This is a genomic window from Acinetobacter sp. FDAARGOS_559, from assembly GCF_003940475.1.
In the GTDB taxonomy this organism is placed as follows: domain Bacteria; phylum Pseudomonadota; class Gammaproteobacteria; order Pseudomonadales; family Moraxellaceae; genus Acinetobacter; species Acinetobacter baumannii.
In genome coordinates, this window is record NZ_RKJG01000005.1 from 82,008 (window position 1) to 99,882 (window position 17,875).

The 17,875-nt window shown below is 38.4% G+C and carries 17 protein-coding genes and 1 pseudogene; 7 read left to right on the forward strand and 11 right to left on the reverse strand.

Translation table 11 applies throughout. From position 1 onward, the window contains the following. Positions 1-37: 37 nt before the first annotated feature. Positions 38-127, forward strand: a pseudogene (locus EGS71_RS01815) (adenosylcobinamide-GDP ribazoletransferase); the annotation flags it as partial. A 75-nt stretch (positions 128-202) separates the two neighbouring features. On the opposite strand, the gene EGS71_RS01820 reads toward EGS71_RS01815, so the two are convergent. The 9 genes from EGS71_RS01820 to EGS71_RS01860 all read right to left on the reverse strand — a co-directional run bounded on the left by EGS71_RS01820 (position 203) and on the right by EGS71_RS01860 (position 9,237). Continuing rightward, complete coding sequence (locus EGS71_RS01820) at positions 203-1,312, reverse strand: 3-deoxy-7-phosphoheptulonate synthase (RefSeq protein ID WP_000572397.1); 1,110 nt, start codon at positions 1,310-1,312, stop codon at positions 203-205. A gap of 96 nt (positions 1,313-1,408) precedes the next feature. Continuing rightward, positions 1,409-2,296, reverse strand: coding sequence for a sulfite exporter TauE/SafE family protein (locus tag EGS71_RS01825; RefSeq protein ID WP_000011876.1), 888 nt, complete (start codon positions 2,294-2,296; stop codon positions 1,409-1,411). Between the two features lie 101 nt (positions 2,297-2,397). Further along, on the reverse strand, positions 2,398-3,981 hold the full coding sequence (locus tag EGS71_RS01830) for an IS66-like element ISAba25 family transposase (RefSeq protein WP_001094424.1): 1,584 nt from the start codon (positions 3,979-3,981) through the stop codon (positions 2,398-2,400). 74 nt (positions 3,982-4,055) lie between these two features. Beyond that, positions 4,056-4,391: an IS66 family insertion sequence element accessory protein TnpB gene (tnpB, locus tag EGS71_RS01835; protein ID WP_000619347.1), complete on the reverse strand. Its 336-nt coding sequence runs from the start codon at positions 4,389-4,391 to the stop codon at positions 4,056-4,058. Beyond that, positions 4,388-4,771 (reverse strand): transposase, encoded by a 384-nt coding sequence (locus tag EGS71_RS01840; protein ID WP_001055589.1) that lies wholly within the window; start codon positions 4,769-4,771, stop codon positions 4,388-4,390. Before EGS71_RS01840 ends, tnpB begins: the two co-directional genes overlap by 4 nt. 156 nt (positions 4,772-4,927) lie before the next feature. After that, on the reverse strand, positions 4,928-5,230 hold the full coding sequence (locus tag EGS71_RS01845) for a hypothetical protein (RefSeq protein WP_000972773.1): 303 nt from the start codon (positions 5,228-5,230) through the stop codon (positions 4,928-4,930). Continuing rightward, positions 5,227-6,783, reverse strand: a complete 1,557-nt coding sequence (locus EGS71_RS01850) for a PepSY-associated TM helix domain-containing protein (RefSeq protein WP_000548733.1) — start codon at positions 6,781-6,783, stop codon at positions 5,227-5,229. Before EGS71_RS01850 ends, EGS71_RS01845 begins: the two co-directional genes overlap by 4 nt. Then, a complete protein-coding gene (locus EGS71_RS01855) occupies positions 6,776-7,075 on the reverse strand; it encodes a hypothetical protein (protein ID WP_000047699.1) in 300 nt (99 codons plus the stop codon). The genes EGS71_RS01850 and EGS71_RS01855 overlap by 8 nt, the downstream gene beginning before the upstream one ends. Before the next feature lie 62 nt (positions 7,076-7,137). Beyond that, positions 7,138-9,237 (reverse strand): TonB-dependent siderophore receptor, encoded by a 2,100-nt coding sequence (locus EGS71_RS01860; RefSeq protein ID WP_001025126.1) that lies wholly within the window; start codon positions 9,235-9,237, stop codon positions 7,138-7,140. Between the two features lie 221 nt (positions 9,238-9,458). Between EGS71_RS01860 and lpxB the strand changes: the two genes are divergently transcribed. After that, positions 9,459-10,634 (forward strand): lipid-A-disaccharide synthase, encoded by a 1,176-nt coding sequence (gene lpxB, locus EGS71_RS01865; protein WP_000013431.1) that lies wholly within the window; start codon positions 9,459-9,461, stop codon positions 10,632-10,634. Here the strand turns inward: lpxB and EGS71_RS01870 are convergent. Beyond that, complete coding sequence (locus EGS71_RS01870; protein WP_000091623.1) at positions 10,631-11,278, reverse strand: CerR family C-terminal domain-containing protein; 648 nt, start codon at positions 11,276-11,278, stop codon at positions 10,631-10,633. The genes lpxB and EGS71_RS01870 overlap by 4 nt on opposite strands. A gap of 118 nt (positions 11,279-11,396) precedes the next feature. Here EGS71_RS01870 and EGS71_RS01875 point away from each other — a divergent pair, with 118 nt between their 5' ends. Genes EGS71_RS01875 through EGS71_RS01890 form a run of 4 tightly spaced genes read left to right on the forward strand, consistent with a single transcriptional unit; the run spans position 11,397 to position 16,427 of the window. Next, positions 11,397-12,419 carry an HlyD family efflux transporter periplasmic adaptor subunit gene (locus EGS71_RS01875; RefSeq protein WP_001036885.1) on the forward strand — a complete coding sequence of 341 codons (1,023 nt, stop codon included), beginning with the start codon at positions 11,397-11,399 and terminating at the stop codon, positions 12,417-12,419. Beyond that, positions 12,412-14,169 (forward strand): ATP-binding cassette domain-containing protein, encoded by a 1,758-nt coding sequence (locus EGS71_RS01880; protein WP_000567293.1) that lies wholly within the window; start codon positions 12,412-12,414, stop codon positions 14,167-14,169. The genes EGS71_RS01875 and EGS71_RS01880 overlap by 8 nt, the downstream gene beginning before the upstream one ends. A gap of 10 nt (positions 14,170-14,179) precedes the next feature. Further along, positions 14,180-15,304 carry an ABC transporter permease gene (locus EGS71_RS01885; protein ID WP_000006388.1) on the forward strand — a complete coding sequence of 375 codons (1,125 nt, stop codon included), beginning with the start codon at positions 14,180-14,182 and terminating at the stop codon, positions 15,302-15,304. Between the two features lie 4 nt (positions 15,305-15,308). Next, a complete protein-coding gene (locus EGS71_RS01890; protein WP_000531471.1) occupies positions 15,309-16,427 on the forward strand; it encodes an ABC transporter permease in 1,119 nt (372 codons plus the stop codon). 51 nt (positions 16,428-16,478) lie between these two features. Here the strand turns inward: EGS71_RS01890 and EGS71_RS01895 are convergent, their stop codons facing one another. Further along, positions 16,479-17,348 (reverse strand): DUF2797 domain-containing protein, encoded by an 870-nt coding sequence (locus EGS71_RS01895; protein ID WP_000422836.1) that lies wholly within the window; start codon positions 17,346-17,348, stop codon positions 16,479-16,481. A gap of 39 nt (positions 17,349-17,387) precedes the next feature. Between EGS71_RS01895 and EGS71_RS01900 the strand changes: the two genes are divergently transcribed. Further along, positions 17,388-17,849 carry a DUF6231 family protein gene (locus EGS71_RS01900; RefSeq protein WP_000840537.1) on the forward strand — a complete coding sequence of 154 codons (462 nt, stop codon included), beginning with the start codon at positions 17,388-17,390 and terminating at the stop codon, positions 17,847-17,849. Positions 17,850-17,875 lie beyond the last annotated feature (26 nt).

A 17,875-nucleotide genomic window follows, 5' to 3' on the forward strand; every position in this document is an offset into this window, starting at 1 on the left:
GCTGTTGGGGGGTCATTTTTACATTGCCGCTAACAGTATTACAGGGGATACCGTCGGTGCAGCGATTGAAATAGGTGAAACTGTACTGATGTTTACTTTTGTCGTAAGTTATTTTTATTTAGTTTGATGTTGAATTCCACCTCAATAAAATAAAAAAGCCCTCAAAAAATGAGGGCTTAATTTTCAATCTCAAAAAGATGAATTAGCGGTTTGGTAAAACTTCTTTTAAAGCTTCATGCATTTCAAGCAATGTCTTTTCAGTAGTTTCCCAGTCAATACAACCATCAGTTACTGATTTACCATATTCAAGGTCACAAAGATTGTCAGGAATATCTTGGCGGCCGCCTTTTAGATGGCTTTCAACCATAATACCTACAATTGACTTATTGCCGTCTAAAATCTGTTCAGTAATGTTTTTAAGAACAAGCGGCTGTAAGTACGGGTCTTTATTCGAGTTAGCGTGGCTTGCATCAATCATAATTTTGTTGCTCACTTTTGCTTTCGCTAAAGCGTTTTCTGCTTCTGCAACAGAGCCAGCATCGTAGTTTGGTTTACCATTACCGCCACGCAATACCACATGTGCGTAAGGGTTACCTTTTGTATTAATGATTGAAACCTGACCGTCTTCATTTAAGCCTAAGAAACTATGGCCATATTTAACAGACTGCATGGCATTGGTTGCGACAGTTAAACCGCCGTCTGTACCATTTTTAAAACCTACTGGTGATGATAGACCAGAAGACATTTCACGGTGAGTTTGGCTTTCGGTTGTACGTGCACCAATCGCAGACCAAGAAATTAAGTCTTGATAGTACTGTGGAGAGTTAGGGTCAAGTGCTTCAGTTGCACAAGGTAGACCTTTTTCATTTAACTCAAGCAAAAGTTTACGGCCAATACGTAAACCTTTTTCGATGTTAAATGAGTCATTCATATCCGGATCATTAATTAAGCCTTTCCAGCCAATTGTGGTACGTGGTTTTTCAAAATAAACACGCATAACCAGATATAAAGTATCTTTAACCTTTTCGCTTAGCGCTTTTAGGCGATCAGCATATTCGTGAGCAGCTTTTGGATCATGAATAGAGCAAGGACCAATAACGACAAATAAACGTTTATCTGAACCATCTAAAATATTACGAATAGTTTCGCGGCCTTTTAGAACAGTTTGTGAAGCAACATCAGATAACGGAAGTTCTGATTTAAGCTCAGCTGGTGTTACAAGAGTTTGGATGCTTTTAATGTTAACGTCGTCGATATCTGGCTTGGAAACGGAATTTGAATGTGTAGTCATTGCTGTCACTGGTTCGATCATACTAAAGGTTGTTTTGTGTACTGAATATACCATGAAATAATTATGAAAATACTACATCTCATGGCAATTCAGTTTGGAAAAATCCCATTGATTTTGCTATCTTTCGGTCGAGTTGCCTGTTTTTTCAGCAACTACTGCTTGTTGTTGTACCACAGCTGCTTTTGGTTTGGCTTTGACTGGGTGGACCATAAAGTTAACACCAAGAGCAAATAGTGTAATACCCAAAATTTTACGGATTAAACGTTCCGGCATACGTGAGCTAATTAATGTTCCAATAATAATTGCCGGAATTGAACCTACTAATAACCACATAAGCAGCACAAAATCGACATTACCGGCACTCATATGCCCAAGACCTGCGACTAGGGTTAAGAGTACAGCGTGTACGACATCGGAACCAATAATACGAATCATTGGTAAGTTAGGGAACATGATTACAAGTGCCATAATTCCAAAGGCACCAGCGCCGACTGAGGATAGTGTTACGAATACGCCCAAAATAATACCCATAATCACAATATAGGTGCGTTTATTTTGAACAGCTAATTGCTCATTTTCAGTTTGAGTATTCTCTTTATTTCGGAATTTATTAAAGAACTTTTCAATCCGAGTACGGAAAATGATAGAAACACCAGTTAAGGTCAACATAAAGCCTAATACCATGGTTAATACAGCTTTATAATGAGTTGACTGACTTAAATAATGCTCAAGTACCCACGCAGTACCAAAAGATGCAGGAATACTACCGACCGCTAGCCATAAAACAATCGGCCACACGATATTGAGTTTTTTTGCGTGAACCATCGATCCACAGAACTTAGAGATCGCGGCGTAAAGTAAATCAGTACCAATTGCGATATGCGGTTCAATCCTAAAAAGACCAATTAAAATTGGTGTCATTAATGATCCACCACCAACTCCTGTAATACCTACACAGAAGCCAACTAACATACCTGCCAAGATAAATTCAAAAGCACCAGACATCTTTATCGCCACTTATCACGAAACGCAGATATCTTATTCCTTTTAGAGATAAACAGTTGTCATGAATAATGTAAGCGTCCGCTGAATCCCATACCTATTTTTTAATTCGATTTAGGTTTCCAGCAGTGCGGCAGTAACTCTTCAATCTGGGTCACTTTATGTGTCGGTAACCTTTTCAGCACATCACTTAAATAGGCATACGGATCCAGCCCATTCAGCTTTGCTGACTGGATTAAAGTCATGATGTTTGCCGCTCGCTGACCACTGCGCAGCGAACCTGCAAACAGCCAGTTCTTGCGCCCCAACGCCCAGGGACGCATCTGATTCTCTACCCAATTGTTGCATATCGGTAGATTGCCATCATCCAGATAGCGGCTTAAGGCTGGCCAACGCTTCAGAGTGTAATTGATGGCCTTGGCGGTGGGAGAACTCGATGGCACTGTCAGATGATGTTGGTTGAGCCATTCATATAGTTGTTGCATCACTGGTTGACTATGCTGTTGTCGGTATTCGCGGCGGTCTTCCGCTGTACCATCGGTCTTTTTCCTGAGTTCTGCTTCTATCGCATACAGTTTCTGAATCAGCACCAATGCCTGTTCAGCGACCTGACTTTTCCCGGTCACATGCAGTTCATGGAATTTACGACGTGCATGGGCCATGCAGCCGACCTCTATGACCTGGCCTGATTTAAAGCGTGCTTTATAACCACTGTAATCATCACAGACTAGATTGCCCTGCCAGCCTTTCAAGAACTCTGCAGCATGCTGGCCTGAACGACTATCCTGAAAGTCATAGATCACCGCCTGAACTGGATTGTACTGTGTGGTGGCATAGGCCCAGACATAACCTTTCTTCGGTTTTTTCTCATTCTCACCCATCCGCATGATGGTGACCGGTGTTTCATCTGCATGCAGCACCCGCTGTTGCAGCACCACCTCTTTTAAGGCATTGGCCAGAGGTTCCAGTTCTACACCGCAGCGACCTATCCAGTCAGATAAAGTTGATCTAGAAAGTTCGATTCCCGCCCGCTGATAGATCAGACGTTGACGGTACAGCGGCAAATGATCGGCATACTTCGATACCAGCACATGGCTGAGCAATTCAGGTGAAGCAATGCCTTTATCAATCACATAGGCGGGCATCGCTTGCTGAGTCAGAGTGTCACACTGATCACAGACCCATTTACCACGCACATGCTGTTCCTTATAGAACTGTGCCGGTCTGAAATGCAGTTTCTCACTGACATCTTCGCCGATACGACGGAGTTGGCATCCACAAGTGCATTGGGTTGATGCAGGTTCATGCTCAATACGGATGGTGTGTAGATGATCTGGCAGTGGTCGACGTTTAGGTTTATTGGTTTTGGCTTTCTGTGTCGCTGCATCGGTTTTATCTGCATTTAATCGTTCTAATTCCAGATCAACAGCAGCAATATCTTCTTCAACCGCTTCATCCCATAGGTGGATTTGTTTTGCCGTTAAGTGTTCATTCTTTTGGGCGAATTTGTGCTTTTTAAACAGCGCCAGTTCATGCTCGTATTTTTGATTGAGAATAGAAAGATGTTGAACTTTGGCATCCAATTGTTGGTTTGATTGTGCTAGAGACTGATGCTGCATCGCCAACTGTCTGGTGAATTCCAGCAGTTGTTCATGGGTCAGTTGGCTTAAGTCAGGCAGCGTATTCATGACCGCAGTATGCCTGAGGTCATGAAGAGAATGAAATAGAACGTTTGGAGGATGGCAGAATGGTCGAGCTTGGTTTAGAGCATATTCACCACTTGCTGCAATCCAATTCTCTGCCAGGGCAAACCTTGGATTAATGCCTGTAACTGTTCCGGGCTGAGGGCCACGGTTTCACCTTGGTGAACTTGAGCCCAGTGAAATTTACCCTGTTCCAAACGCCGGGCACACAGCCAGATGCCCAGTCCATCATGTACCAACACTTTCATACGATGACCACGTTTATTACAGAACAGGTAGGCGCAATGCGGTTTGATGTAGCCAAAGGCTCTCACCACCTGAGCCATGACAGTATCCATTCCTGCTCGCATATCCATGGGCTGGGTAGAGAGCCAAATTTCATTGATACGGATCATGTTGCCAGTGCCTTGAGTAATTCTGCCAAGGCAGGTATTTCTGATGTCTGCCATTTTAGCTGAATATCATTATTCGTATGAGGCACGGTGATACACAACGTGATCCTCTCATCAATAGGTTGGCTGATTGCAGCAGTGTAAGGCAAAGCAATAAATGCTGGATTCACATGAGTAGGATCCTGCACGGCACCCTCATGATGGCTGAAGATCCTGATCCAACGACTGACAAGGTTGGCATTAATACTATGTTGCAGTGCGACCGAAGCGATCGAGGTATTAGGATTTTTACAGGCATTGACAATACTGAGTTTGAATTCTTTGCTGTATGTTCTGCGTTTTTTAGCAACAGGAGGTGTTGCTGAATATATATCCATGTTCATGGATTAAGTCCCCACTTGTTTTTAGGTGGGAACTAAATTAAGGCTTATAGGACCGCTTGGTAAGGCTGTGTTAGCCGGATGCTTACTGAATAATGATTTACTTATGCAAAAAAAAGCTAAGCAATTAAAATCATGCTTAGCTTGAGGAAATTTTATTCAAATTGATGACTTAGATGAAGTTTTTGCTGGCTTGAGTGGGTTAAGCCAAAGTATCAGTAAAAAGGTTAGGGGTGTTGCAAAGATCCACCAACTGACAAAACCAATTGAAAAACCATATTTCTTGATGAGAATAAACCCACCCAAAGCAAATAATAAAAAGGCCAATATCCTCAACAATGAATAATATTTTTGAGCAAATAATTTAAAATTGCCTGTCGACTTCGGTGCTCTATATTTTTCGCTCGACATAAATAGTAAATACATACCCAGCAAAGTTAGGGCAAAAACAATTATCATCATGAATTCACCTCAATATTTAACTTACTCAGCTTTTTTTGAATTTTATCTGAAGCTTTATGTTGAATAGGCTTAATTTTAAGAAATATAAAAAAGGCTAAAGCTGCAAATAACCAGAAAAATATATCTATACGTGCAAAATCCCAATAACCACTAAAGTTTTGAATATAATTGTTTTTTAGTAAATAACTTATATTCAAGATAGGGAGAGCAATACAAAGTAGAATAAAAATACCTAGCTGAGTTTGCCATAAATATTGTTTTTTAGTGATGAGCGCAATAATAAAGCTCATGAGCCACACGAAGAAGAAACTATAAATTTCATAATTAACAGTGGTGGCCGTGACAGTAAACAATCGATTCGCATACAAATAAGCAAGAGTTGCACAAGGCAAGCCTATAAAGGTAGCGACATTTAAACGGTCAACTAAATAGTGCCCGAAATGAAACTTACTATTTTTATTTTGAAGTTGGCGTTTAAGGCTCCAAAGCAACAAGCCAGAGGCAATCATTACACAGCCTAAAATGCCAGAGAAAAACAATCCTAAACGAAGTAGAGGCTGAGCAAAAGTTGCCATATGTAGACCATATACTCCAGCATAAAGTGTGGCAATAGGACTATGATTACGTGTATCACCCAAGACTTTAGCATTTGTAGCATCTAATGTGATTTGTGCTTGATTGCGGGTAATAGAATGGTCTTCTTGCTGAATGAACGTAATTTGAGCCTGATTCGTATTTGGATTTTTAACACTCATAGTTGCTAAAGTTTGATTTCCCCAACGCTGTTTAAGTTGGGCTAATAGCTTTTCAACTGGTAAATTCTGTGCAGGATGCGGTGTTGTACTCTCTGTGACCGTTTTTATACGTATATCATTGAAATATTGATAGGGATTCTCTGGATAGAGTTTTTGCATTCCCCAAGGCAAATATAAATAGAAGAAAATAGCCAAGCCAGTAAAAGTAACTGTTAAAAAGAAGGGCAGTGCAATAACAGACGAAATATTATGAAAATCTAACCATGAGCGCTGCGATTTAAAGGTACGCAAGGTAAAAAAATCGGTGAAGATTTTTTTATGAGTAATAATGCCTGAGATTAACGCAATCAACATAATAAAAGCTGCTAAAGATACGACTAACCGCCCAATTAATATCGGGACACCAAAAAGTTGATAATGGAAACGGTAGAAAAAGTCACCGCCTTCAGTCGCAGAAAGTTTTAATTCTTGACCAGTGTTTGCATCGAGGGTTGCATTCCCATAACTACCATCTGGTTTTTCCCAATACATCGTATTCACCGGACTTTCAGGTGTAGCAACAGTTAAATACCAAGATTTAGCATCTGAAGCGTGTTCTTGTAAGTATTGATATGCCGTTTTAATTGCCACATCTTGTTTTATTTCAAATTGTGCAAGGGGTGGTTGCATCCACAAATTAATTTCATGGCGGTAATAAGACAAACTTCCCATTAAAAAAATAGCAAATACGAGCCATCCAAAAATTAAACCAGTCCACGAGTGGAGCCATGCCATAGATTGACGTATACCTTTATGCATAACCTACCGTCCGTGTCACAATAAAGAAAAAGGCAAATAGTGCGATTGATAAAATGGTCAGTCGCAATAATGATTGGATGCAGAAACCAACAATCACGAAAAATACATAAAACAAAATAGAAATAAAGGCCGCCAAATAGATAGCTTCTGGTTTGTCTAAGTTAAAATGGAAAATTTCAGTTAGTCCAAGACTTAAGTACGCAATACAGGCATAACCCATACCGAAAACAACTAAGAATCGATAGAAAACTTTTATGCGATATAACATGGGAAGATTTAAAGTTTTGGACATATTTACTGACACATAAAAAAATAAAAAAGAAAGCCAACCCCAAATTGGGATTGGCTACGCTATTAATATTTAAACTTTACAGCAACTGTATAGTTGGCTGGGGCACCATAGTAACCCTGACCACCAGATAAACCTGTCAAATACTTTTCATTTGTTAGATTATTGCCATTCACTTGGAACATTACATGTTCGTTTAAATCATAGCTGGCCATAACATTAAGCAATGCGTAAGCATCTTGTTTTACAGTTGAGTAAGAGGTGTCATGTATATCATCTTGCCATTTAATGCTTGCACCAACTTTCAATTTTGGAATTTGGGGAACAGTATAAGAAGCTAAAACGTTAAGTGTTTGAGTTGGGATATTTGGTCTACCTCTTTCACCTGATTCCATATTTTTTAGACTAAATGTTGAGAAACCAAAAACTAAATCTAAGTTATCAGTTAATTTTCCAGTTAATCCAACTTCAACCCCTTGCGATCTAATCGTTCCTATTGGTGACGAGTATTTATTATAGAGCGGATCCCATAATGGGTTTAGTGCAAAGTTATCTTCGTCTGTTCTAAAGATAGCGATATTTCCAGTTAAAGCACCATCTAACCAAGAGCTTTTTACACCTACTTCATAACTTTCACCCTCTACTGGTACAGCGGTTTGTTTAGTAGAAAGATCGATAACCGTTTGTGGCCTAAAAATAGAGGTATAACTCATATAACCTGTGTATTCAGGAGTAAAGTTATATGTAATACCCGCATACGGGGAAACTTTATTCTTTTTATAATCCAAAGTTTCGATTTCAGTATAGTTAGCACCTAAGATAAATTTCAGATCCTCACCTAAATGAAGACGTGTGGCACCGTAAACAGACTTCATTATTCTTTCTTCTGGGTCAGCATAGGTAAAGTCTCCCCAAGTCGGTTCTTCAGGTGTCCAGCTTGGTAAGTCTGTAGTAATAACGCCTAAACTACTACCATACGAATAAACACTTTGTGCATTATACTTTGACCAGTTATAACCAATATTTGCTTCGTGTTGCTGCCCTAATAAATTAAACGTACCTTGAATATCTGCATTTGCTGTAGTTTCTTTAAATTTTTGATTATAAATTTCTGGTAATAGTGAAATACCAGATGTATTGTCTGTAGCAGAAGGAGAACCATTGAGATAAAGCATTTTATCTTTAACCTCTGATTTTTTGAGGTTATAACCTAACCTTAGCTTCCAGTCTCCCCATAAATTTTGTTCAATATTGGCAAAATAATTATCAATTTCCCAATCGTAGTATGTCCATGATGGTGCATAATTATAGTTGCGTGAATAATTTAATGGTTCTCCTTTTGAGTTAACTAAGGGTAGTGCACCCCATTGCGAACCATTAGCGTATTGACGAGTTTTTGAATATCCTGCTGAAATATTTGTAGTGTCTGTAACGTCAGCTTCTAAAATTCCTTGAAAACCGTTTTTTTCTTCTGAATAGCGATCAAGATAAGAATCTCCGACTTTCTCATAACCTACGAGACGTCCTCGTACTCGCCCATCTTGTGTAAGAGAACCTGAGATATCAGCTTCATAGCGCTGCGTATCCCATGAACCATAGCTCACCCCAGCGTTTGCTTGAAATTCTTTGGTAGGGCGTTTACGGATATAGTTAATTGTAGCCCCAGGATCACCTAGAGCATTTGTTAGAGCATCAGCACCTTTTACAATTTCAATGCGATCATAGAAATAGCTATCTGCATCACTATTATTATAATTGTAGCTATCAACTTGAGGAATACCGATTCCGTCAACCAAAATATTTGAAATATCAAAACCACGAGCAGTATAAGTTGTTCGGTTTGTTTCTAATCCAGTTACTGTCACACCTGGTGTATTACTTAAAACATCACGAGTACTGGTAAGGCCAAAATCTTCAATTTGCTGACGAGTAACGACATTAATGGTTTGGGGTGTTTCCTTCGCCTCAATATTAAGCTTGGTTGCACTACTTGAGTTTTTAACATTATATGCCTTGGTCTGTTCAGAAGACTGCTCTGCATTTGATGCTTTGACTTGAATCGTTTGCAAAGCTTGTACCTGTGCATCTTGGGCATAGGTGAGATTGGCATAACAAATCGCGCAGGCGATTACAGACAACTTAAATGGTCGAGGTGGGATATTCATAAGATTAAAGATAATGTAAATAATTCTCATTTATTTTATTGTTTGTAAATGTAAGCTACAATTCAAATAACATTGTTAATTTAGATTAAAAGATAGTGTATGAATGTAATTTTAGATAGTGATGTGCTAGGGCTAGGTTTAGCTGGGATTGATTAGGCAAGTTCAAGATTAATAAGCCTCTATGCTAGAATGCATTATTTCAAATTCTTGGGTAAATCGCCTTGGCAAACCGAAAACTTAAAATAGGCATTGTAGTTGGAGAAGTTTCTGGAGATACGCTCGGCGTAAAACTCATGCGTAGTTTTCGTGAGCAGGGAATCGATGCTGAATTTGAGGGAATCGGTGGCCCTCAAATGATTGCGGAAGGTTTTAACAGTTATTACCCAATGGAAATTCTGTCTGTGATGGGCATTGTTGAGGTATTAAAAGACTTAAAAAAACTATTCGCCGTACGTGATGGCTTAATTAATCAATGGACTCAGCATCCAGTTGATATTTTTATTGGTATTGATGCACCAGACTTTAACCTCAGACTTTCGAAAAGTATCAAAGAAAAGAATCTTCCAATAAAAACAGTTCAATATGTGAGTCCATCAGTTTGGGCATGGCGCCAAGGGCGAGTACATGGCATCAAACAAAGTATAGATTTAGTACTTTGCTTATTTCCTTTTGAAAAAGTTTTTTATGAACAATATGAAGTTCCAGCGGCATTTGTAGGCCATCCATTAGCTAAACAATTACCGCTTGAAAACCCTATTCAAATTGCTAAACAAGAATTGGGTGTTGATGAAAATCAAAAACATATTGCTTTGTTGCCTGGTAGCCGCAAAGGTGAAGTAGAAAGACTTCTTCCTATGCTATTGGGGGCAGCCAATATTTTGCATACAAAATATCCAGATATTCAGTTTTTAATTCCGGCAATTAATGATGCGCGCAAACAGCAGATTGAGCAGGGGGTTGAACAATTAGCACCGCAGTTAAAAGCAAAAATTCATATTTTAGAAAATACGGATAGCGAATCGAAAATTGGTCGTATGGTCATGAACGCGAGTGACATTATTGCCTTAGCATCTGGAACGGCGACATTAGAAGCAATGCTCATGCATAGACCAATGGTCACTTTCTATAAACTGCATTGGCTAACTTATTTAATTGCTAAATTCTTGGTGAAAATACCTTATTACTCCTTGCCAAATATCATCGCGGGTAAAAAAGTAATTGAAGAGCTGATTCAGGCAGATGCAACACCTGAAAATTTAGCGGCTGAAATAGAAAAACTAATGAATGTTGAAACCGCTCAAATTCAAGTAATGCAACATTTAACTATGCATAAACAGCTTATTTCTGGAAATACAGAAGATCCAGTTCAAGCCATTTTGCAATGTTTGAATAGCTAATTTTTAAGATTTGATTGGCTAATTGCTTTTAATCCAGCTAATGAAAATTTTTTAAAGTGTTCAACTAAATCATGTAAGGGCATCTGAGCAATATTTTTAAGTGGCTCAGGTGCTTGAGCATTAGGTCCGGCAATAATAAGCATCATGCACGGGGTCATCACGCTTAAAATACAAGGTAAAACGGCCGGATCATTTTCATCTAAGTTCGCCACTTGGCTAATCAACTTTCGAATAAGAAAAAATTTTCTCATACCAGTTAATTCAATAAAACTTAATAAATGCTCAGACGGTGAAAACAGTTCGCGAATAAAAACTTTGCCATGCCAAACATCTTTTTCCGTCAACTTATGTAATAAAGTTTCAAGTAATAAACTCAATTTTTCTTCGGGAGAGTAAGTACTTTCAACAAGTTCTAGTAAGTATTGTTCATCTAGATAATGGGCATGAGCTTCCATTAACACTGCTTGGTATAGCCCATCTCGGCCATCAAAGTGATAATTAATTGCTGCTAAATCGACATTTGCTACTTTGGCAATTGTTTTGTTTGCTGTTTTTGCAAAACCATATTGGGCGATTAAGGGTCCTGCTGCCTCAATAATTTTAGTCTTTGTCAAATCACCATCACTTCGTCTAGATCTGGACATGTTTAAACCTAATTTTATTTCATCATAAAAGTATATCTTTTATTCAAAGATTAAGGTAATTTAAATTTAAATTGAATTTAAACTATGTAAATTTGAATTTAATAAGAAGGCCAAAAAGATGAATAAAAAAGTGATTGCCGGCATTTTAGTTGTTATAGCTGTAGTTGCCATCGGCTTTTGGGTATGGGGATATAATCATAAAAAACAATTAGATAATGATGTATTAACTTTATATGGAAATGTGGATATCCGCCAAGTTTCACTTGCATTTGAACAGTCTGGCCGTATTCAGAAACTTTTAGTTCAAGAGGGCGATAAAGTTCAAGCAGGTCAAGTACTGGCGACTCTTAATACCAATGCATTACAAATTCAGGCAAAGCAAGCTCAAGCACAACTTAAAGCTCAACAAGAGGCAATTATTAAACAAGAGGTTGGAGCTCGCCCTGAAGAAATCACCCAAGCAAAAGCTCAACTTGCGTCTGCCCAAGCTGAGCTTGATAAAACCAATAAAAACTTGCAACGCTTACAAATTTTGGTAAGTAGTACCGATGGTCGAGCAATTAGCCAACAAGAACTCGACTATGCCAAAAGTAATCAACATAGTGCTGAGGCAGCGGTCCGTGAAAGACAAGCCAATTTAGAATTATTAATTAAAGGTGCACGAAAAGAAGATCGTGAAGCAACCAGAGCACAATATGAAGTGACTAAGGCTAATTTAGATTTAATTAAGTATAACCTTACTCAAGCAGAACTAAGGTCTCCTGTAAATGCAGTGGTACGAGCTCGGTTGCAAGAAGTTGGCGACATGACAACTGCTCAAAAGGCCGTTTATACATTAGCCTTGACCAATCCAAAATGGATTCGTGTGTATGTAAATGAACAAGATTTAAGTTCAATTAAAATGGGAGGCACGGCTCAAGTTATTCGTGATGCTTATCCCAATCAGCCTATTAATGGAAAAATTGGCTATATATCTTCAGTGGCTGAGTTCACACCTAAAACAGTACAGACAGAAGAGATTAGAACAACACTTGTTTACGAAGTTCGGGTGTATGTAAATGATCCGAATGATCAATTAAAAATGGGTCAACCTGTGACAGTAAAAGTCCCACTTGCTTTCAGTGAGAAAGCCCATGATTGATAGTAAAGCAGTGGTTCAAGCCCATAATTTATTCATGACTTTTAAGGCCGAAAATAAAAATTCAGCAGATATTAGTGCAATTGTTGATTTGAATATGCAAATCAAAAAAGGAGAACTTACCGCTTTAGTCGGTCCAGATGGTGCGGGTAAAACAACTTTATTAAGGTTAATTGCAGGATTATATAAAGCGAGTTCAGGTTCTCTTCATGTGCTTGGGTTTGATATTGAAAAATATCCTCAAGTTGTCCAAGACCGTATTAGTTATATGCCACAACGTTTTGGACTCTATGAAGACTTAAGTGTACAAGAGAATCTAAATTTATATGCCGACTTACACGGCGTTCCAAAAAATGTACGTAACCAAAGATTTAAACGTTTATTGGAGATAACGGATCTTACTCAGTTTACTCAACGTCTAGCAGGGCAACTTTCTGGTGGAATGAAGCAAAAGCTAGGATTGGCATGTACTCTAGTTCGTTCCCCAGAGTTACTGTTGCTCGATGAACCTAGTGTTGGAGTAGACCCTTTATCACGACGGGATTTATGGATCATTATTGAACAACTTGTTCAGGAAGAAAATTTAAGTGTAATTATAAGTACCGCTTATATGGATGAAGCAGAAAAGTGCGCTTACGTATATATAATGCATGAAGGCAAAATTTTAAGACAAGGTTCACCTGAGCAATTAAAAGCGTTAGTACATGAGCAAACATGGCAAATAAAACCTTCAGAGCAGATTAAGACTCGGATTGTACAAGCCCAGTTGCTTGGAAATTCTGGAGAGATTATTGATGCAGTGCCAAGGGGAGAGCAAGTAAACTTTATTAGCCGCCAAAAAGAACTATCAACAAATATTTTACCTCTGGGGCTAGTGGCAAATAGGCGACCACCTGAACTCGAAGATGCTTTTATGATGTTGTTACAACAAAATCAAAAACAACAAATCTCTATTTCTCAGCAAACTTTTCGATCAGAACAAAACAATAATTCGCAATCAGACCAAGCGGTCATTGTAGTTAAAGATTTAGTGAGAACTTTTGGAGATTTTACTGCTGTTGCCAATACGTCATTTACTGTACAGCGTGGAGAGATCTTTGGGTTACTTGGGCCAAATGGAGCTGGTAAAACCACGACATTTCGCATGTTATGTGGGTTACTACCGGCAAGTAGCGGTTACCTAGAAGTTGCAGGTAAAAACTTACGGACGGCCCGTGCTGAAGCAAGAGCTAAAGTAGGCTACGTCTCTCAAAAATTTGCACTGTATAGCAATTTAACTGTGTTGGAAAACTTAAAGTTTTTTGGTGGAGCCTATGGTTTATCGGGCAAAAAACTAGATCAACAAATTGATAAAGCTTTACAGCAATATGATTTAAAGCCGCAAATTAAAAGTGGTGATTTACCTGGTGGTTATAAACAGCGCTTATCTATGGCGGCTGCATTATTACATGAACCAGAAATTTTATTTTTAGACGAACCTACGAGTGGAATAGACCCACTTGCACGGCGTTCATTTTGGTACAGCATTGGTAAACTCGCAAATCAAGGCATTACCATCATTATTACCACTCATTTTATGGAGGAAGCAGAATATTGTGACCGCATTGCTATACAAGATGCAGGAAAGTTACTAGCCCTAGGTTCTCCTCAACAGGTCCGCGAATTGGCAAGTAAAGATAAACATATTGTTGATATGAATGAGGCTTTTATTGCAATTGTGGAACAAGCACGTGCATTAAAGCATGCGGGTTAGGAGACCTACAATGAGCTTTGCATTTTGGAGTCGCTTGAAAGCCTTAGTTCGGAAAGAAACTAAACAGCTTCTTCGTGACAAAAGCAGTCTCGGAATTGGCCTAGTTTTGCCTGTTATCTTAATTTTACTGTTTGGTTATGGACTTTCTTTTGACTTGAACCAAGCACGAGTTGGTGTTGTAGTTGATCAGTCCTCGCCGCAGGTCAATCAGGTCTTAGCTGGCTTAAATGGATCGCGATATTTAACCAGTCTAGAATTTCATAATTTGCCTGAAGCAGAACAGGCCATTCGAAATGGCAAAATTGATGCGATTTTGCATTTGCCTTCCGATTTTGCAAATCAGGCCCAACAAGGTAACGCAAAGGTTCAATTGCTATTAAATGGTGGATCGACCACCATAGCAACTGTTTTAGAGGGGTATGTCGCGGGTGCTTTGGCTACCGCGCCATCAATACAAATTGATCGTAGCCCAATATTAGCATCTGCAAGCGCCGTTAAAATTGAACAAAGAATATGGTTTAACGAATCTGGTAACAGTACTTGGTTTTTAGTACCGGGTTTAATGGTACTCATTTTAACTTTAATTGGCGCATTTTTAACGGGTCTGCTTATTGCCCGTGAAAGGGAACGGGGAACATTAGAAGCCTTATTTGTCACACCAGTACGGCCATTTGAAATTGTGTTGGCAAAACTCATTCCGTACGTTGTTGTCGGCATGATTGATATCGTTATTTGTATTGTTGCTGCACATTTTATTTTTGAAGTACCTATGCGCGGTTCATTATTAACAATTTTATCTGCTTCATTTCTATATTTAATCGTTTCATTATTACTTGGTTTAACTATATCTGGCTTTGCCCAAAGTCAGTTTCAGGCGAGTCAAATTGCTTTGTTGGCAAGTTTTATGCCAGCACTGATGCTTTCCGGATTTGTTTTTGATACACGCAACTTGCCTTTGGTTGTGCAAATTATTAGCCAGTTACTTCCAGCGACGCATTTTATGGTTTTAATTAAAACTTTATTTATGGGAGGGGATGATTGGAAGCTATGGTTTAAAGAGTGCGGTATTTTATTGGGATATATCGTTGTTTTGATATGTGCTGTGAACTTTTCACTGAAAAAACGGTTGAGATAAAGTTATGGGGCAGCAATTAATCACGTGGCTGAAACAATTAAGTTTTTTAGTCAAAAAAGAATTCTTAACCATTTTTAGTGATCCTACAAATAGGGCTATTCTATTTGTACCCGCTCTGATGCAAGCACTTTTATTTGGCTATGCGACTACTTATGACGTTAACCATGTAGATTATGCAATTTTAGATCAGAGCAACGGGCAGATTTCACATGAGCTGATCTCGAAGCTCGATGGCTCTGGTATTTTTAAGCGTGTTGCAACACTGGAATATACCGAACAAATCAAACAGGTCATTGATAACCGTCAGGCATTGCTCATAATTACGATCCCTAATGATTTCGAGAGTAAATTAAACAATAACCAAAGCGCTCCTATACAGGTCATTGTTGATGGTAGAAATTCATCTACAGCTATGGTTGCAGGATCATATCTAAATAAAATTATTGGTCAGTTCAATCAGCAAAAGTTTAATTCAGCTTTACCGATTAGCCTTGAAACAAGAACATGGTACAACCCAAATCAGGAATCTCGTTGGAGCTTAATGCCTGCATTAATTGCAGCATTAAGTATGATGCAGACATTACTTTTATCTGCTTTATCAGTTGCGCGTGAACGTGAGCAGGGTACGTTTGATCAATTATTAGTGACACCTTATACGCCATTAAAAATTATGATTGGTAAGGCTTTGCCGCCGATTTTTGTAGGTTTGATGCAATCGACCATTATTTTATTGATTATTTTGTTCTGGTTTAAAATTCCAATGAATGGCTCTATTGGACTGCTTTATTTTGGATTATTCAGCTTTAACGTGGCTGTAGTTGGTGTGGGCTTATCAATTTCAGCTTTATCTTTAAATATGCAACAAGCCATGCTTTTTACATTTTTATTGATTATGCCTTTGATGTTACTTTCAGGCTTACTGACACCTGTAGAAAACATGCCAAAAGCATTACAAGTAGTAACTTATGCAAATCCATTAAGATTTGGAATTAACTTGGTACAGCGGGTTTATTTGGAAGGTGCAAGCTTTGCCCAAGTCAAATTGAACTTTTTACCAATGATTGTGCTGGGAATAGTAACTTTACCTTTAGCAGCTTGGTTATTTAGAAATAGATTATCTTAATTATATTGATTAAAAAAGCCCCATTTTTATGGGGCTTTTTTAAATCGACTTTTATGCACGTACAATCAGCTCGTAACCTGTATATTTACGGATATTAATAACACCAATATCAAAAATTAAATATTGGCCCTTAATACCTTGCAATACTCCACGAATTTTTGGTGTTTTATCTAAGTTTAAAGACTTAATTTTTTCAGGATATTGTTCAACTGGATAAACAAACTCACGTGGCAATTCATTTTCTAGTAATTCAACCGTTTCGTTAAATTCAAGGTTTTGACTAAATTCTTCACGAATAGTTTGAATTTTAGGGGCGAACTCCTCAATTAACTGATCACGTTGTTCAATCAAATTTAGAGGTTCAGCTTCGCCTTTGAGAAGTTTACGCCAATCTGTCTTATCCGCAATTAAGGAACCAAACATGGTTTCAAGCTGACCAGATAAACGACGTGAACCAACTTTTAAAATAGGTAAGGCTTGAGTTGCCCCTTGATCTAACCAACGACCAGGCATATGGCTAACGCGAGTAATACCTACTTTTAAAGCACTTGAATTTGCTAAATAGACAATATGAGGCTGGAAACATACGCTATGGGCAAAGTCATCTTCACGACATGTACCCAAATGGTAGTGGCATGTTTCAGGTTTCATAATGCAAAGGTCACATTCCGCTTTCGTTTTAAAACATTTAAAGCAATGGCCTTGCGAATAAGACTTTGGTGTTTTAGCACCACAAGAGGTGCAATAAATATTACCTGTCCATTCGATTTCTAGTTCTTGTCCTAAATTAAAAGGAAGATCAATTTCTGAACGGTCTAATACAAATTTGTATTCAACATTTGCCTTGGTTGTCTGTTGATCAGTTACACTAGCATCTTTTAGGCCTGCATGCATTTTATGGCAAATGCCTTGTAGTTCCATAAAGTTTAAACTCACATCTTTCAATTAAGGGTTGCAGTTATGGCTGAACAAAATGTCATCACTTCTATGCTAGACGATTTATCAAATGAACAGCCTATTCATACTGCACTTTGTATTGGCCAGAAAATTGACCAGAATAACGCAATTCAATGGCACTATTTTACCGTAACTGAGCTGTTAAGTCTGCCTTTTACTCAGCGTTATGATTTGGGTTTTGTATTGTTTGATACTGATGAAATGCAGGACATCAGCGATGTGCAGAAATCACAATTATTAGTAAAGCTAAGAGATTTATTAGCAAAACGAATTGTTGTCGTGAGCAAACGCAGTGATGAACAACTTCTGCGTTCTTTAGGTTTTACCCAACTTATTGATAAGACTTCACATGATAGTGATTTTGCTTTATGGCAATTTAATATTTTGACCTATAAGCATGTACCAGATTGGTTTAATTCAAAATTTTGGGCAAATCCAGAAAATTGGAATAAATTCCGTTGGTAAAAGACCTTGCAATCTCTTTCAAAATT